This is a genomic window from Chryseobacterium salivictor (assembly GCF_004359195.1).
Lineage (GTDB): Bacteria > Bacteroidota > Bacteroidia > Flavobacteriales > Weeksellaceae > Kaistella > Kaistella salivictor.
In genome coordinates this window covers 2,924,422-2,942,388 of record NZ_CP037954.1, presented here as the reverse complement: position 1 = coordinate 2,942,388, position 17,967 = coordinate 2,924,422, and the positions used below count along the sequence as shown (strand labels likewise).

Below are 17,967 nucleotides of genomic sequence, written 5' to 3'. Positions count from 1 at the left end.
TCTTATGAAACACAAGCTGCTATTTCTTTGTTTTTTGGTTAATTCTTCATTGTTTCTTTCCCAAGAAACGATAGAAATCCCTTTGAATTATAGCACCTCAGGTTATGCAGAAAACAGTCCTGCAAGTAAACGTCCTATTGCAAATTCCCCTATCGATAATATCTTAGTGCCAACTGTTAATGCAGAAATGAATGTTAGCGAGTCAGGAGCATTAACCTATGCATTGCCGATTGAAATATTGAAAGGAATAAATAATTTTCAACCAAATATATCATTGGCATATAATAGTCAAAGCGGTAATGGACAAGCAGGATGGGGCTGGAATATTGTAGGTCTTTCAACCATTACAAGAGGAGGGAAAACTAAAAATATTGACGGCATTACTATAGGTTCTCAATTTGATGATACAGACCCATTTTATTTAGATGGCCAAAGACTTATCAAAAATAACGCATCTGACTTTATAACAGAAAAATTCTCGAAGATAAAAATTACAAAGCCAGCATCTGGAGAGTTTTCATTTATTGTACAATATACAGATGGTAGAATTGCTAAATACAAAGAGTTAATCAGTGGACAAAACTATATTTCTATATTTATTGATTCTTTTAATAATGAAATTCATTATACCTATGAAATTGAAAGCAATGTGCCAAACATTACAAAAATATCTTATGGTGGAACGAGCGTAGCAAATGATAAGTTTTATATTGATTTTATATATACAACGCGCAAGAAAAATATTCAAATCTATAGAAATGGAGTCGCTTATACCAATTCAAAAGTTTTATCGGAAATAAATTCAGGTTCATCATATTTATCATTGTTTCGTAAATATAATTTAACCTATGATTTTGTTGAGGACAATAGCATTGAGCGTTTAATATCACTAACTGTTAAAAATGAAAGTGGCGAGAGTTTAAAACCACTTAACTTTAATTATAATGTATTGAATCAAGGAACTGTTAAAGTCTCTACAAGTGCTTTTAATGGCCTTGGTGGTTATATTAAAGGATTAGGAAGCGTAACGGTGGGGAAGTTTTCAAATTCGACAGAAAAAATGCAACCGATCTATCAAACAAGAAAATCAGACGGTAGTTATAATTTAACTAATAATGGTAGTTCTGTTTCTATAACAACAAATGATTCCGCTACACAGCTTTTTTCAGGGAAAGTACTTGATTTAAACAACCAGATTACAGAAAATGACCAACTAATTGCAATAAACGAACATTCTATTGCTGTTGGAACAGAGGATTTAACTAATCCGAATAATTCTATTAACTTTTTATTAAAGGATAATGTTGTTTTTGAAATAAAAAATATAATCACAGGACAGTCGAGAAAGGTGACTGTGCCTGTAAAAGGTGGATTGACGGAAGTGCAAAATTATGTACCCGATGACCCCTATGATCCTTATGGATATGGAACTTATGTGACGGACTATTTCAGAGACGAAACAAGAAGAGAATATATTCAGGGTGATTTTAATAATGATGGTCTTATTGATTTTCTCATTATAGAACCACAAAATTTAAACAGAGGAAACAAGGTATATTTAGTAGAATTAGGCAAACAAAATGCTGGAGCTGAAATAGAAGTTAATCCAATAGTTTTAGACACATCGTCAAATTTTTATAATAAAGAAATATACCCTATTGAATTTGATGGCGATGGACTTCCTGAATTATTTACAGTAAATAGAAGTCCCGCAAACTATTCGATTTTCAAAATAGATTTTGTAAATAATAAGCTTGACAATGTGCTCTCTGACAACGTTCTTTCTAATTTTGGATCCAGCACCCCAATTTTTTTTGGAGACTTCAATGGAGATGGGCTCACAGATTTTTTGACTCCGCAGAAAGTATATGAGATTCCTGAAGACGATAACTCCGGAATAAAAATGGGTGGAATTTATCATCAAATGGAAACCGAATCCTTACTCTGGTGGAAAAACATTAGTACTGGAAAAGGATTTATTCAAAATCAAGAAAACTACACAAATCAAAAAATTGCTTACTTAAAACCTTCACAATCTAACTATATAAAAAAATCTACGTTTTGGCAAAAATTTTGGAATGGAAAACCAGACGAGTACGAATACACAAGATACTCTACTCACAATATTATAGTTACTGATTTTAATAATGATGGTCGATCTGATATTATTACTTTAAATAAGATAGGATCTGCAAAATATAATGCAAATGGTCTTCTTTCTAATATCCCAGTTAATAATCTGAGCAATACTTTGTATAAATATACAGGAGAAATCTTTAATCCAATTGTTACATTTGTTTCTTCAATTACTAACCGCATAAATTTTTATGAAAATAAAAACTTACAAGGCGGAACTTTTCAACAACTTACGACCTATTCTGTAGAGAATACAAAGATTTCCCCATTATCCTTAATCCTTTCAGCTACAGAGTTTGATTTTCTAAATGTATCAAAATCAGGAGCTTATATTTTTGACCCCCTTACTGGTTTACGCACCACTATTGCAATTGATAATAGCAGTTTTTTAGAAAAACAAATACAGGAAGTAGATAATGGCTCCACGGTTTTACAAAGGGTTGATTATAGAAATATGATACCTACTACTGGTACTGATGAGATGACTTATTCTTATCAAACCCAATCTTTCAAATACCCTTATTATGTTCACAATACCAATTCTTCCCTTTATTTGGTGAATAAAATCCATACTTTATTTGACGGAAAGATACTTACTAAAGAATATCGATATGAAAATGGACTACAACATTTGGAAGGCAAAGGATTTATGGGATTCCAAAAAACTTTTTCGAGTGATGCTTACGAATCGGAAGTGAAAAATGGAAAATATATCAATAAAAATCCCGCGAAAGCAGTTTTTTGGAATATACAAACCAAAGATCCTTTAATGGATAATGCTGTAATAGTTTCTACTTATGGCGGGATAAACAAATTTTTCACAGAAAACAAAATTACAAACCAAAGATTTGACAGGGGTAATCATCAATATTTAGTACTCTCAACCGATGAAATATCTAAAGACTTTTTAAAGAAAATCACCATCAGTAAAAAATATCAATATGATGAAAATGATGATTTAAAATTAAAAACTGCTTACATCGATTATGATGGCATCGCATCTTCAGTATCGAAATACACCTATAAAAATGAATTTTCTAATGGAGATCATTATTTCTATGGAAAAATTTCTGCTTATGAAGATACAACTTATAAAGGGCAAGATTCGTTTGGCACAAGAGAAGAAAACGATTATGATTTAGTTACTGGCACAACCTCAGAAACCAGAAAATTTGGAAATCAAGCCAATGCCCCTCCGGTTGTTACCAATTATACCTATGATTCATCTACAGGAAACCTTACTGGTCAAACCATATCCACTTTAGGAATAACTCCTCAGACAACTACTTACGAATATGAGAGTACAAAACGATATGTAAACAAAACCACTACGCCAGACGGTTTAATTGCAAATGCAAATATTAATGCTTTAGGTAGAACATTAGATACAACAGCTCCAATAGGAAATCTTAAAACTTATTATTCTTATGATTCTTGGGGTAATATTACTTCTATTACAGATTATCTTGGCAAGATAACCACAATTTCAAAAAATACGACTAATCTTCCCACAGGGGGTATTTATAACCTTTCTAAAAAAAGAGAGGGCGGAACAGAAAGTATTGTTACTTTCGATAAATTCGACCGTGAAATACAATCTAAAACGCAATCCATCAACGGAAAATGGCTTGTTTCCAAAACCGAATATGATATTTTTGGTAAAAAAATTAAAGCCAGTGAAACTCATTTCGAGGGCGAAACTCCAAAATGGAACTCCGTAGAATATGATGAACTTAACCGTCCGATAAAAAACACCTCTTTCACAAACAAAGTAATTACCACTTGTTATGAAGGCATGAAAGTTACCGTAGATGATGGTTTCAAAAAAACTTCTAAAACGCTTGATGCGATGGGAAACACCATCAGACACCAAGATCATGGTGGCGTGATCAATTACAGTTATTACCCAAATGGAGCTTTAAAAGAAACTAATTATGAAGGCATAAAAACGACCTTTGAAATTGATGGGTGGGGAAATAAAAAGAAAATTGTAGATCCATCTGCAGGAACTTTCGACTATGAGTATGATGCAATAGGTAGAATTACAATAGAGATTAACCCCAAAGGAACTACAGTATATACTTATGATTCTTTAGGGAGACCCGAAACAGAAACGACCACAGGAATTACTGCAGCTGAAAATACTAATATTTATAAAACTTTCACTTACAATCCTATCACAAAACTTCCGGAAACAATTACAGGGACCAGCAATGGGGAAACATTTACCTATACCACAATATACGATAATTATTACCGCATAAAAGGTAAAAAAGAAGTCACACCAGAATTTACTTATGAATCTTCTACCACCTTTGATACTTTCGGAAAGGCAGATGTAGTTTCTATTTCTACTAAACTACTTAATCCTTCTTACACCAGTATTTCAAATATTAAAAATATTTATGATACCAATGGAATTCTCATCCAGCAAAATGATGTAGATGCTGGAAGAATGGTTTGGCATGTATCTGACGTTAATGCGCAGGGACAAACCATGCAAATGGAATATGGTAATGGGTATTCGATAAGCAATCAATACAATCCGAGTGATTTTACCTTGTTCAATATCAAGCATCAAAATACCACCAATGGAACGGTTGCCTTAGATATTGATTATAATTATAATGTAAACAAAGGCGTACTCAATTGGCGTAGAAATAATACCTTCAACAAAAAAGAAGACTTCACCTACGACACCCTTAATCGTTTGCTTACTGAAACCGTAAATAGTGTTCTTACAAACGAATACACCTACGATAAAAGAGGTAGAATTACCTCTAATTCTGAATTAGGAAAATATAATTATAATAGTTCCGATTATAAACTACAAAATATTGCCTTTAACGCTAATGGTCAAAATGTAGATGCACAAAGAGGATTTGCTTCCGCATCTTATAACGCCTTTAAAAGTCCGTTGCAAATTACCCTTGCAGGAAAAGAAGATTTATCTTTTGAATACAGCATCCTGAAGACAAGATCAGCAATGACTTCCTCGATTACGGGTAAAATGCGGTACTATTCTTCAGATTTTGCTGTAGAGATTACCAAAACAGGTAACAAAACGGAAATAGTCACCTACATTACAGGTGATCCCTACTCAGCCAATTATATTAAAAAAGAAGTTTTAAACGGAACTACTCTTTCCGAAAAAGAAAATTATTTTCTACATCGTGATAATTTAGGCAGTATTCTTGCCATTACCAAAGCCACAGATGGTGTTGTGGTAGAAAAGCGGTTCTTTGATGCTTGGGGGAATCTGAAAGGATTGGTAAATGCAGCAGGAACATTAATTACAGATGTGCAACAATTAGCCAACAATAATTTTTTCATAGACCGAGGTTACACAGGACATGAACATCTTTGGAAAGCTGGGCTGATTAATATGAATGCCCGCCTTTATGACCCCATTCTTAGGAAATTTCTAAGCGCAGATAATTTAGTTCCAGATCCGTTCAACACCCAATCCTATGACCGGTATGGATACGGAATGAATAATCCCCTACTTTATATCGATATAGATGGAAACGAACCCATTTCCATAGGATTGGCAATAATAATTGGCGCAGCAGTTGGAATTTTCGCAAAAGGAATAGCTAATATGATCTCGGGCATTCCATTTTGGTATGGTATAGGTAAAGCCGGATTTATGGGAGCGATTAGTGGGGCTATAAGTTTTGGAATAGGGAGTATGGCAACTTCTTCTTTTGGTGAACTTTTAACTTTCGGGAAGGCTCTTTTTGAAGCAGGGATGCACTCTTTCTCCAGCGGTATAATGGCTTCTTTAGATGGTGGAAATGGTGGCGCCGCCATGCTTAGTGGTTTAGTTTCTTCTTTAATTTCTAGCGGAGTGAGTGCTTTAGGAATTAAGTTTTCAGAATCTAAAATTTCAGGCAAAAATGTTTATAATGGATTTGGGCAAAACTATATGAAAGCAACTATGATTGCAGCAGGAGGATTTAGTGGGGGTATTTCTTCAACAATTGCAGGGGGTAAATTTATTGATGGGTTTAGACAGGGTTTAATTACAAGTGGCTTGAATCACGTAGCACATTTAGCCACAGAATTTATACAAAAGGAAAGTCGTCAAGCGAATATTCAAGGTTTTAAACAAAATCATCCAAAGTTATATAAAGTTTTAGAAATGCTACCTGAATTATTAAAAGCAAATTGCACAGTTTTAACTACCATAGCAGAAGATACGGGGCTTACTGAAACGCGAGTATTAGAACTTTTAGATATTAAGAGTCCAGAAGGACAAGTTATTGCCCTAGCAAGAATGAAAGAATATGGATTGACAGGTCACCTTAGTAAAACTTGGATTAACCTTGACTTAGTGGAAAGGTTTGAAACTCTACAAACTCAAAAATATATACAGGGTACTTCATTTTTATTAGCAGTAATTGTTCTGCATGAATTTGTTCATTGGGGAAGGTCATCAAATAATATTACATATAAACGTCCAAATGGTGAAGACTATGGAGAATATTGGGAAAAAAGAACTTTTGGAATGCTATTAGGTGAAAATAAGGAGACAATTAATTTATCATATAAATATGGCTGGAAATATTAAAATTTTAAAAATATGTGTTTTATTATGTCTATCTATAGGATGTAATAATTTACATGACCAACAGAAGATTGGAAAAAATATAATTAATGATAATGCTAATTTGTTTATTTCTAATCTATATAATGTTTCTCTGAAAAATGAAAAAATATTTATAAGGAGAAAGGTGGGTGGCAAAGATTTTATCGTAGAACATTGTGAATCGATAGAAGAAATGAAAGGTTTAAATTTGGTGGAAAATTGCAAGAAAGATTTATTTAATTTTATAAACAAAGAGGGATTTGATATTAATGAAAAAACTAATTATACATCTTTTGACCTAGATGAATTCTATAGTAGGAATAATATAAAAATAGAGGACAGTGAAGGAAATATCAAAGAAAAAGAATATGTAGAAGTGATTTTTTCTAATTTTTTTATTGATAATAAAAAGGGTAAGGCGTTTATTATCGTGCAAGAGAATAATTTTAAAGAAGGAAGATATGGTGGGAAAACTGAAATTTACTTTTTTAAAAAGAATGGAGATAACTGGGAATTTTATAAAATAGAAATGTTATTGACTGCTTAAACAAAATTGTTTAAAAAGATGGAGGATACTGCGATATACCCAGATGCGTTTAGTTAATAAGATATAACGATGCTATTTAAAAAATATTTTTAGAGTAAACTTTTTTGAAAGCAATTTGAAAAATAGTAAAGTTAAAATTATGATTTTGAGCGTAAACTTTCTCGTATTTCAAAAAAAACACATTTGTTTTAAAAACATCTTAATAGCACATAAATTAGCATCGTAAGATACAAAACCCTGTAAATCTATAATTTACAGGGTTTTAAGTTGAGTTGGAGGAAACGAACATCTTTGGAAAGTGGGACTGATTAATATGAATGCCCGTCTTTATGATCCTATTCTAAGAAAATTTTTGAGTCCTGATAATTACTTTCAAGATCCTTTTAATACGTAGAGTTATGACTGATATTCGTACGTATTTAATAATCCCTTACTTTTACCGATCCAAGCGGAAATTTTGGTATTGTAGCAACAATAATAATTGGTGCTGCAGTAGCTATTGCCACTGTAATCTTCCTTTAATGTGTAATCTTCCCTTGTTTAGGCACACTCAAAAGTAGAGTTTTTTGTTAATATTTTATTGTTGTCGTTGTTGAAATTTTGTTGGAATGTGGGAAACTCATTTGCGCTATTTTGATTGAGTTTTCCATATTTCAATAAAAAATCCCGTGGTGTAAGGTATTGTAACGCACTATGCGGTCTCTCATTATTGTACATCCACATCCATATTTCTGCATAATTTCTCATTTGTTTGATGTTCTCAAAGAGGTAAACACTTAAAAACTCTGTCCGGAATGTTCTGTTAAATCTCTCAATCAATGAGTTTTGTGTAGGTTTCCCTGGTTGAATGAAGGCTAGTTCGATATTCTCTTTGTTGCAATAATCTTTCATTTTTTCTGCAATAAATTCCGGTCCGTTGTCCACTCTTATTTTTTCAGGTTTTCCCCGCCATTCAATTAATTGTTCCAATTGCGAGATTACTTTTGCAGAGGGCAAGCTGCTGTCAATAGTGATGTTTAAAATCTCTCTGTTAAAATCGTCAATGATATTAAGGGTTCTCACGCTTTTGCCATTTTCCAAACTGTCGTGCATAAAATCCATGCTCCAAGTAACGTTCGGATAGATGGGGCGAACCAGTGGTTGTTTTATCCGTGCTGGAAGCCGCTTTTTCCTTTTACTTCGCAAATTTAATCTCATCGACTTATAAATCCGATAAACCCTTTTGTGATTCCATCCAAAGCCTAAGTTTTTCAACCGATTGTGCATCATCCAAAAGCCCCACGTTTGATTAGAATCTGCAAGTAAAATAAGTTCTGCACGGATTTCATCATCTGAACTTTTAAATACCTGACGATAATAATAAACTGAACTTCTTAAACTGAACACTTTGCACGCCTTGCGCAAACTCATGTTATGGATTTCTTTCGAATAATCCACCAACTCACGCTTCTCACAAGGCGTTAGAGCTTTTTTTCGATCACATCTTTTAAGACGACAATCTCCAAAGTTTGCTCAGCTACGATCTTTTTATATTGCGAAAGTTGCTTTTCCATCTCTTTCATTTTTGAAAGTTGCTGAACATCCAATCCACCATATTTGCTCTTCCACTTGTAAAAGGTTGGCTGGCTAATTCCATGCTCCCGGCAAATCTCATTTACCGTTTTTCCCTGATTTTGTTCAGATAATATCTTGATGATCTGAACTTCTGAAAATTTACTGTTTTTCATAGTCTTTCAAATTTAAAAACTATATTTTTAAATGATCCTATTTTTGGGGAAGATTACAAATGGATTTTTATTTAAGTAATGCATAAATTCCTTCCTAATTTAAATAACTTTTAGGAAAAAGAAAGAAATATAAATAATCATTATTTTATGACTCAAAAAACACATCAAATTAGTTTTCATTTTTTTGACATAGGCGGTGGAGATGCAATTTTTATTCGTTTTTTAGGAAATGATTCCAATTGGCATAATATACTTATTGATGGTGGATATGGTAGAGAATATAAAAATTCCTTTGCCCCATTAATTAAAGAAATTCTAACTTTAGGTGAACAGATTGAAAATTGGATAATTAGCCATATAGATCGTGATCATATAGGTGCTGTAAAAGGTTTTGTCGCCGATAAAAGAATTGACAATAAACAAAATGTCGTGAAGAATTTTTTATTCAATCATTCACCTGAAATAATAAAAGAATCTAATGGCAAAATTTCGGTCGGAGATGGTATTATCCTTAGAGATTTTCTGGCTAAGCATAATCTTCTTACCACAGTGCCAATAAATACGATAACCAATCCTCTTGAATGTTATGGTTTAAAAATAACTATTCTCTCACCTACACCAGAGAAGGAAGCTGTTGCGACTGAACTATGGAAAAAAGAAGAAAGTAATGGAAAAGTTGGCAGAACTGAAATTCAGTCTGATCACAAAAAGAGCATAGATGAACTAAGAGGTATTAAATTTAATACTGATACAAATCCTATTAATGGCAGTTCCATTGCTGTTCTTGCTCAATTCGGTGAAGTAAACGTACTGTTGCTTGCTGACAGCCATCCTTCAGATATCGTTGACAGCCTTAAGACTCTAGGTTTCTCAAAAGATAATCCTGTAAAAGCTCAGTTTATGCAGTTGTCGCATCATGGCAGTAAAGCAAATACAAGTCCTGAATTATTAGAAATTGTTCAAACTAATTCTTATGTTATAACAGGCAATGGTATTCATAACCGGCATCCGGATAAGGAGGCAATTGTTCGGGTAATTACTAATGATAAAAGAGATTCCGAAATCATAAATATTCATTTTGCTTGTGATACCCAAGAACTGAGGGAAATGTTTGATGTTGATAACGATGCATTGGAAAATTATAATTTTAATTGCAGCTATTCGCAGCTGGGATTAGAAAGTGAAATTCTTGCTTATTTACCTATAACTGAATAATATGAAGCAAAATATACCGCAACTTGCAACAATTAAAATTATCTGTAATGGTGAAGTCGGAACAGCTGTTATATATTTCCCCGATCCCGATTTAGACTATGTCTACGTAATGACTGCCAAACACTGTCTGAAGGGAAAGGATTTCAATAAAGAATTTACTACTACAGATATTAAACTTGAAAAGATCTTTAATGAGGAGACATCGACATTTCATTCCTATAATTTGACTGAAACTGATATCGTGAAGGTTTCAGAAAATGAAGAAGATATTGCATTGTTAATTCTTTTAAAAAAGGATATTATTCCCCTTACCGGTAAACAATTTTTTTGCCAGGTGATTGACACAGAGGATTCAATTCTTAATTATCATATTCGTGGATTTGCTAATTTTAATAATCAAGAAGCTGATCGCCCATTTCGAATGAAATTTATAGAAGATGATAAAAGTAATACTAGTAGATTTCTTTTACAGGCTGAAAATCCTATGGATACTTATTATCAGCAGGCACTTGAAAATGTTGAAGGTATATCTGGGAGTGGCGCTTATTCACTTTTATATGGTAATATTTATTTCACAGGAATTGTTCACACTTACGAAGATAGTGGTGTTTTTACAGTAACAAAAATTTTGGCTTACAACAAAATAATTCCGCCTAAATTCAGCCCAATTGAAAGTATATATCCGGAAACGAATCAGGAAGTTCTTACCAGTTTTGAGGAAATACAAAAGAATGAAAAAACAGTCAATGCAAGAACACGTGAAAAAATTGGTGATTATAACGTTCCTCGTGACAATAAAGGTTTATTGAAGTTAATTAAAGATAATAATATTGTAGTGGTTCATGGAAATCCTGGGGTTGGAAAATCTGCATTAACGAAATCAACTGTTGCACATTTAAAGGCAACAGGAGATCACACAATTTTAACTTTTACACCGGAGAATCTTTATTGTGATACACTAAGCGAAGCTCTAGAAAATTCTAGATGTAAAGTGGGTATTCAGCAATTATTATTAAGTCCTCTATCAAATAAGTATTTTCTGATTTGGATTGAGAGTTTCGAAAAGATTGTAGAATCCGACATTTCAGGAGCATTTAATGAATTGCTTGAACTGGTATCGAAAAACCCTAATATAACTGTAATCTTAACCATTAGAGATTACCTCTTGCAAAAATTCAGGATCAATTATTATTATGAGCTTCCTGAAACTACTTCTTATTTTCAAGTGAACGAGTTTAATGATCAGGAAATGGAACTTATTTGTGAAAATATACCTGAAATTAGTTCTTTATTGGAAAACCCTAAAGTTAAGAGCTTATTACATACTCCATATTACTTGGATAAGGCAGTCCGCATCATGCCGCAATTATTAAATGAACGACAACTAGACGAATTAAAATTTAAAAAATTGATGTGGCAACATATTGTCGAAAATAATCAAACAAGACGCGGAACTGTTTTCTATGAGATTTGTCTTAAAAGATCTAGAGAAATGTCTCTTTTTACAACATATGAGGGCGATGACACTGTTACCACTGATCTTGTTAAAGATAATATTCTACAGTTGGATGATATGTCCGATGCTAATGCTTATAGTCCATCTCACGATATATTGGAAGATTGGGCACTGATCAGATTTATAAGACATCAAAAATCAGAGATTCCGAACTCAAAAGATTTTTTACTTTCAATAGAAAATACTCCAGCCATGAGAAGGGCATTCAGATTATGGATGGAAGAGTTTTATGAATATGAACCGGAGGCATCCGTATATTTTATGCACGAGCTTTTAAGTGATGATACTTTGTTCCCGTCATGGAAAGATGAGTTACTGATTGTTTCGCTTAGATCAAATCATTCGAAAGTACTTTTGGATAGTTTAAAAGTACAGCTTCTTGAAGATGGAGCAAAATTGCTGGATCGCATAATCTATTTATTACAAACGGGTTGTAAAAAAATAGATCCTAAAAAAAGAAATTTTAGTGATCTTCTGCCAGTTGGTTCCGGATGGGATTATATAATTGATTTTATTAAAACGAATATTAATGAAATTAAACTTCAAAATTTTGAATTAAAACATTTGAGTCTTATTGAATCATGGTCAAAACAGCTCCCTGAATTTAACCAAGGCATACTTCCAGCCGGTGCAAAAAGTGCTGCTTTTTTGTTGGAAGATTTTATTTTTAGGCTGCAGGCTCGTTCAGTTCAAAGGAGATTGGGTAGGAGATCTTCTGAATACTTAAAAAAATATATTGAAATTCTTTTTAAATTGACGGAAGCTGACAAGGAACTTATTGCTTCCATAATTCAAGCTTGCATGAGTCCTGAGACAGGCAATGAAAGATGGACTGATCCTGCATTTTTACGGGAAATAAGAGCTTATATTACCGGAGGTGTAATTTCGGATCAAATTTGTCGCTTTTTCCCTGAAGAAGTTATTCAAATAGCTACCGAAGACTGGGCTAAAAAAGAAGAAAAATATACACCGGGAAGTATTAATAGTATGCTGATTCGGGAACCTAAAGTAAATGATTTTGGTTTAAACAAAGATTTAGAATATGATTATGGATTACCATCTGGTTATCAGACTTTTTTTTATTGGATGTTTTTGTATCACGGTGAAAAAGCTCTTGATTTCCTTATTTACTTTTTAAATACTGCTTTTGAAAAAAATTATGAAATCCTTTTATCTCTAAACAAGAGAGAGGTGGAATGTATTAATATTGTTTTTGAAGATGGATCGTCTGTTAGATACTATGGAAATTATGAGTATTGGTCTATGTATCGAGGATTTTCAATTTATGATAAGGTTTTAATATCATCGCTGATGGCCCTTGAAAAAACTTTATTAGAGATTGGAGATAGGAAAGATTTTACAATTGCTCGCACATTTTTAGGCAGGCTGATAAGAGAGTCTAATAATGTTGCTGTTTTAGGAGTGGTCTCTAGTATCTTACAGGCATTCCCCAATTTGGTTGATGAAACTTCTGTTTCAATGTTAGGAGTTCAATTGTTTTTTAAATGGGATTCTACACGGTCTACTTCGGATATGATAAGAAACCATGTTTATAATGACAATGAATTTGAAAGAAAAGAACGTATTGCATCAAACGGCAGGATTCATCGCAACAAATACTATATCGGCCTAGTTGGATTTGTTGCTGATTATATGTTTTATCAAAGAGATTTTAATGAACTTTTATATAAACAGGTTGACAAAATGTGGGAGAATGTTAAGGAAGATGATTGGCTTTTTAAAAAATTTTTATTTGATATGGATGCCAGAAAATATGAATTTAAACATTTCGATCAAAACGGAAATTATGTTCAGATAGTTCCCGGATATGATGATACAATTAGAAATTTAGTAGAAAGCGGGACAAATTATACAATTCCAACAGCTAATACGACTTGGGCAAGAAATGCTTTCGACTATAAAGAGGTTGCTGATTATAATTATGAAACTTGGAAAAAAGGTTATGAATTTATTTTGAAACTAGATGGTGAACGGGAAATAATGGTTGCCCCAGGTGTTATGGCATCTATTGCTCTTCGTGATTTTACTGATCAGCTTCAAACTGAAGAAATTGTATGGTGTTGTGAAACTATCATCAATTTAGAAGAAAAAAAATTATCTAAAATAGATCCATACCCTATTAACTTTGATTTATTGGATAATATACCTCCTTTAAAAGGATTATGCTATATTTTTAAGGTTGATATTGTGCCATATTTAAAACTGAAGGTTAAGGAATTAATTTTCGGTCTGCTTTTAAAAGGTTTGGATGAAAGAGAGCGAATTGCATTGCAACATGCAGTTGTAAATGATCTAGCATTAGTCGAGCCAGCGTTCGTATTAAGTTGTTGGTATGGATTAGCGGAAGCTATCAAAATTCTAAAAGCACAAGATAAAGAAAGCGAAAGAAAGCGAATGCTATATCATCAGGGAAAATTAAGTGCTAGTGACCTTCGTAAATCGGAAGAAGACAATTGGTCGGAAGTCTTAATTGCATCTGTTATCAATGGAAGTATAAGCGCTCCTGATGAAATTATCGTTTCATTGGACGTGAACACTCAGTGGTACTTGGATGATATGCTCCGGATCATCTCGTGGAATACAGCTCTTCCTGTTCATCACAAATTCATTCAGGATGTCCTGACACTACACGTTAATTTTCTAAATAATCCCAAATCAAGTATGCTGGATTTTTATGAAAGTAGGCACGCATTCACTTTTTTTTATCCACGATATCTACTGAATCAGCCTACAGAAGTTTCATTACCTCTTTTAAAAGAAATACTTGATTCAAGTATAGAAACACCTGAAAAAAGTATTCCCGATGATTATTTAAAATTTATATATAAGTTAGTTGAAGAGTTTATTAGAGCAGCAATAGGTAGAATTCAACTCGAAAATTTCTGGATATTTTGGGAATTTCTTGAAGATTGGATGATTAGCAATAATAATGCAAGATTTTTACCAGTTTTTCTTTTTGATATTGATTGGGTGGAGAGCTCTGACAAATGGTCAGTATTGGATGGTAGAAGTTTATATTTCAAAGATTTTATAACTACTTTAGGATTCAACAGAATTAACTCATCTATTAAATTTTTAAGCGGCATTGCATTTCATAATTTTATGCCTGACTCAATATCATGGATTGTGCCGATGCTGCAGAGCCAAAATGCTGAGCAGGTCGAGAACAATATTTTAGAAAAATTCGTTGAGAAAGCTTTTTATAGATATGGTGGTAAAATAAAAAGAGATAAAAATATTTTAGCTGACTTTCTATTTATTTTAGATTTTCTAGTCAAAAGAAGTTCTCCCAAAGCCTATATGCTACGAGAAGAATTACTTCAGTATAAATAGAATTTAAGAAAGCAAAAATTTGAAAACAATTTGGTTGTAAATGTCGATTGTAATGTTGCCTTTTTTTATCTTGAAATGTTACTTACGGTTTACCGTAAATTTTTTTGAATACTACTTGTTACTTTTACTTAAATCTAAAAATTAACTTTGATTTGTGCTAATCCTTAACTGTGTGCGTAAATATTTATCCATTGTTTAAAAGATTTTTGTATTTTTCGTTAAAATTAATAACTATATGCTTGTTATAATACTAATAAGCAAAAAATTATATACTTAGATGCTTAATTTAAGATGCTTTAAAGCCGGGAAGGGAGATTGTTTCTTACTCACTTGGGAAAAAGGTCAGACACATCGATTACTAATTGACTCGGGAATCGAAGGTACTTATCGTTTCTTTGGGCCATTAGTTAGAGATTTTACCGAGAATGATAGCATTGTGATTACACATGTAGATTATGATCATATTGGTGGTATCTTTAAATGGTTAAATGATGATCAGCAGCCAATAAATCCGTCAGTAGGATTTTATATGAATACACCACAGCTTTTAATCACTCCTGAACAGTCGGATAAAGTCGGTATAGAGCATGGGATTAATCTAGAAGAGTTGCTAAAAGAAACAGGAATTACCCCTCGTCCTTTATTCTTATACCAATATGAAGACAATATATTACATCTAAATGGGTTGCAATTAAAGATTTTATCTCCGACTAGCGAGGTTCTTAAAAAGCTAATTGAGGAATGGACTGCTAGAGAAATATATCAAAATTATCTTGATAAAAAACTTGAGGACAATGATAAGGTCAGTGCGAAAGGTATTTCAAACAATCGATCAAAAGATGATATCTTAAATAACGCTCCCCAGCCACATCAGTGGAACAAAGACCTATTAAATTCATCCTCAATTGCATTTGTGTTGAGCTTTAACGATGCGAATATACTTTTTATGGGTGATTCTAATCCTGATCTTGTTGCGGATGAGCTTTCTGATCAAGGTTACACCCCCGATAATAAATTACCTTTGGAAATGTTGAAGATAAGCCATCACGGTGCAAAATATAATACGACCAAACGACTCCTTGAGATCATCGATTGTTCTGACTATCTGATTTCGACTGATAGCAGCGGACCGTATTATCATCCTTCGCGAGAGACCCTAATTTTAATATCAGAATATGGTCGTTCCTCCAGAGATAAGCCTATAGTCATTTACTCAAATTATTCTTTAGATATAGATAAATTGCTTTCTGAAGATGAACGTTTTAATATTGAATTTAAAGAGATTGATCAATTAGAAATTGTCAAAAAGAAAGATGATGGAACATTTGAATAAGACAACCGGTCTTTTGATTAAAAATGGCAGTTTTGTGGGATGTTCAGTAATATTTCCACTTGATGGTGAATTTTTATGTTTGACGGCGGGTCATAATATTTATGGGAAAAATTTTGATCAGGTATTTGATCCTGATTTTTGGAAAGTTGAAGATCATCTCGGAATAAAGCATGATATTAAGGAATGTATTTGTGATATGAACTTTGCTAAAGCTCATGATATAGTAATCCTTAAGTTGGAATGCGGTTCTGATCTTAAGTCATTTCATTGTCCTGAATTTTATACAATACCAATAAATCCTGCTCATTCATTCACTTTTCGAGCGAAATATGAGCAAAGTAAAACAGTAGTCACTCAGAGACATCTACAGTTTAATTCATTATGTACAGAAAGCGATTTTAAGTTTTTTTGTACAATTGAAAAAGCATTACTGATGAATAACGATTATAAATCGGGTAGTGATTGGTTAGGAGGGTGGTCCGGTACCGGTCTTTTTTTAGATAATCATCATGAACTAATTTGCTTTGGTGTAATGACTGATATTCCAAATAAAGGTAATGATGGTCAGCTAAAATTTACCAGTGTTTCGGCTTTGAATAATCTTAATTTTAATATACGAGCGGCAAGTCAACTTGATCTTGAAAAAAAATTGTTAGCAAGTTCAATAAATGCGATTTTTGATCAAACCGATGATGAAGCAATTTCAAAATGGACTGAGGATGAAATCAACAAGCCTCAACTGGAATATATCAATACGAAATTAGCAAAGGCTTATAGTGATGATCGTTTAGATCTAATGAGAAAAAATACTATTAGAAAGCTTATAATTGGCAAAACATTTTTGTCAACAGAGTTAAAAAAGCATGAAACTATATTTAACCAGTATACAAAAGCATATAATGCTTATGCTTTGGAAGATTTGGAAATAGTTGCTAATAACAGACAAGAAGCTAATGCTGGTATTAAGAAAATAAAAGAAACATATGAAGAATATCTTTTATCATGTCTTGAAGGTATTCTTGGTATTGATGATATTAAGATTTTAGCAAATTATGGAATTAGCGACTGGATTGCGAATTGTAGCTTAAGTTTTTTAGAAAATGAATGAAAGATTAAAAATTAAAGGGAATAAAATCAAAGTTTTTGAAAAATACTGGGAAAATGATGACGTGAGTGTTATCATGATTCTTCTTGTATTACACTATTCAATTGGTGGAAAAACCCTATCTGTGCAGTTAAAGAAAATTGCATTCATTTTGGATGCAGTTAAAAAAAATTTGAATGTATCTAAATTATCAACATTGCTCTCTTCTCCCTGGCATATATCCGATGGAATGCGAAAAATGGTAATAATAGCATTTGAGAAAGGTTTTCTTGATATTAAAGAAACTAATAGTATAATCAGTTTTAGTTTAACAACAGAAGGTTCAGCATTAATAGAAAAAATTGAAAGGGAAAAAATATTGCCGGATCTTTCTTCTGATATAAAAATTTGGTCAAAAGCTGTGAGTAATAATGAACTTAAAAATCAACGTCTAATCTGGTAGA

At 32.6% G+C, this 17,967-nt stretch carries 9 protein-coding genes; 7 read left to right on the top strand and 2 right to left on the bottom strand.

The features are described from left to right. Positions 1-4 precede the first annotated feature (4 nt). Entirely contained in the window at positions 5-6,709 is a 6,705-nt protein-coding gene (locus tag NBC122_RS13350) for an RHS repeat-associated core domain-containing protein (protein ID WP_133440847.1), read from the top strand. Next, positions 6,693-7,274, top strand: a complete 582-nt coding sequence (locus tag NBC122_RS13345; protein ID WP_133440846.1) for a hypothetical protein — start codon at positions 6,693-6,695, stop codon at positions 7,272-7,274. Before NBC122_RS13350 ends, NBC122_RS13345 begins: the two co-directional genes overlap by 17 nt. Positions 7,275-7,814: 540 nt before the next feature. Here the strand turns inward: NBC122_RS13345 and NBC122_RS13340 are convergent. Both NBC122_RS13340 and NBC122_RS13335 read right to left on the bottom strand, forming a co-directional pair. Next, entirely contained in the window at positions 7,815-8,711 is an 897-nt protein-coding gene (locus NBC122_RS13340) for an IS3 family transposase (RefSeq protein ID WP_246012384.1), read from the bottom strand. Between the two features lie 23 nt (positions 8,712-8,734). Then, a complete protein-coding gene (locus NBC122_RS13335) occupies positions 8,735-9,001 on the bottom strand; it encodes a transposase (protein ID WP_133439681.1) in 267 nt (88 codons plus the stop codon). A 147-nt stretch (positions 9,002-9,148) separates the two neighbouring features. On the opposite strand from NBC122_RS13335, the gene NBC122_RS13330 reads away from it, so the two are divergent. From NBC122_RS13330 to NBC122_RS13310, 5 genes are all read left to right on the top strand, one after another. Further along, entirely contained in the window at positions 9,149-10,216 is a 1,068-nt protein-coding gene (locus NBC122_RS13330) for a ComEC/Rec2 family competence protein (RefSeq protein WP_133440844.1), read from the top strand. 1 nt (position 10,217) lies between these two features. Continuing rightward, on the top strand, positions 10,218-15,086 hold the full coding sequence (locus NBC122_RS13325; protein ID WP_133440843.1) for an NACHT domain-containing protein: 4,869 nt from the start codon (positions 10,218-10,220) through the stop codon (positions 15,084-15,086). Between the two features lie 277 nt (positions 15,087-15,363). After that, complete coding sequence (locus tag NBC122_RS13320; RefSeq protein WP_133440842.1) at positions 15,364-16,419, top strand: ComEC/Rec2 family competence protein; 1,056 nt, start codon at positions 15,364-15,366, stop codon at positions 16,417-16,419. Further along, the gene (locus NBC122_RS13315; RefSeq protein ID WP_133440841.1) at positions 16,400-17,527 is read left to right on the top strand and encodes a hypothetical protein; all 1,128 of its coding nucleotides are present in this window, start codon (positions 16,400-16,402) and stop codon (positions 17,525-17,527) included. The genes NBC122_RS13320 and NBC122_RS13315 overlap by 20 nt, the downstream gene beginning before the upstream one ends. After that, the gene (locus NBC122_RS13310) at positions 17,520-17,966 is read left to right on the top strand and encodes a hypothetical protein (protein WP_133440840.1); all 447 of its coding nucleotides are present in this window, start codon (positions 17,520-17,522) and stop codon (positions 17,964-17,966) included. Before NBC122_RS13315 ends, NBC122_RS13310 begins: the two co-directional genes overlap by 8 nt. Position 17,967: the final 1 nt, after the last annotated feature.

Excerpts from the sequence above, each read along its gene's own strand:
- NBC122_RS13350 (WP_133440847.1), top strand. The coding sequence starts at position 5 with ATGAAACACAAGCTGCTATTTCTTTGTTTTTTGGTTAATTCTTCATTG.
- NBC122_RS13345 (WP_133440846.1), top strand. The coding sequence starts at position 6,693 with ATGGCTGGAAATATTAAAATTTTAAAAATATGTGTTTTATTATGTCTA.
- NBC122_RS13335 (WP_133439681.1), bottom strand. The coding sequence starts at position 9,001 with ATGAAAAACAGTAAATTTTCAGAAGTTCAGATCATCAAGATATTATCT.
- NBC122_RS13330 (WP_133440844.1), top strand. The coding sequence starts at position 9,149 with ATGACTCAAAAAACACATCAAATTAGTTTTCATTTTTTTGACATAGGC.
- NBC122_RS13325 (WP_133440843.1), top strand. The coding sequence starts at position 10,218 with ATGAAGCAAAATATACCGCAACTTGCAACAATTAAAATTATCTGTAAT.
- NBC122_RS13320 (WP_133440842.1), top strand. The coding sequence starts at position 15,364 with ATGCTTAATTTAAGATGCTTTAAAGCCGGGAAGGGAGATTGTTTCTTA.
- NBC122_RS13315 (WP_133440841.1), top strand. The coding sequence starts at position 16,400 with ATGATGGAACATTTGAATAAGACAACCGGTCTTTTGATTAAAAATGGC.
- NBC122_RS13310 (WP_133440840.1), top strand. The coding sequence starts at position 17,520 with ATGAATGAAAGATTAAAAATTAAAGGGAATAAAATCAAAGTTTTTGAA.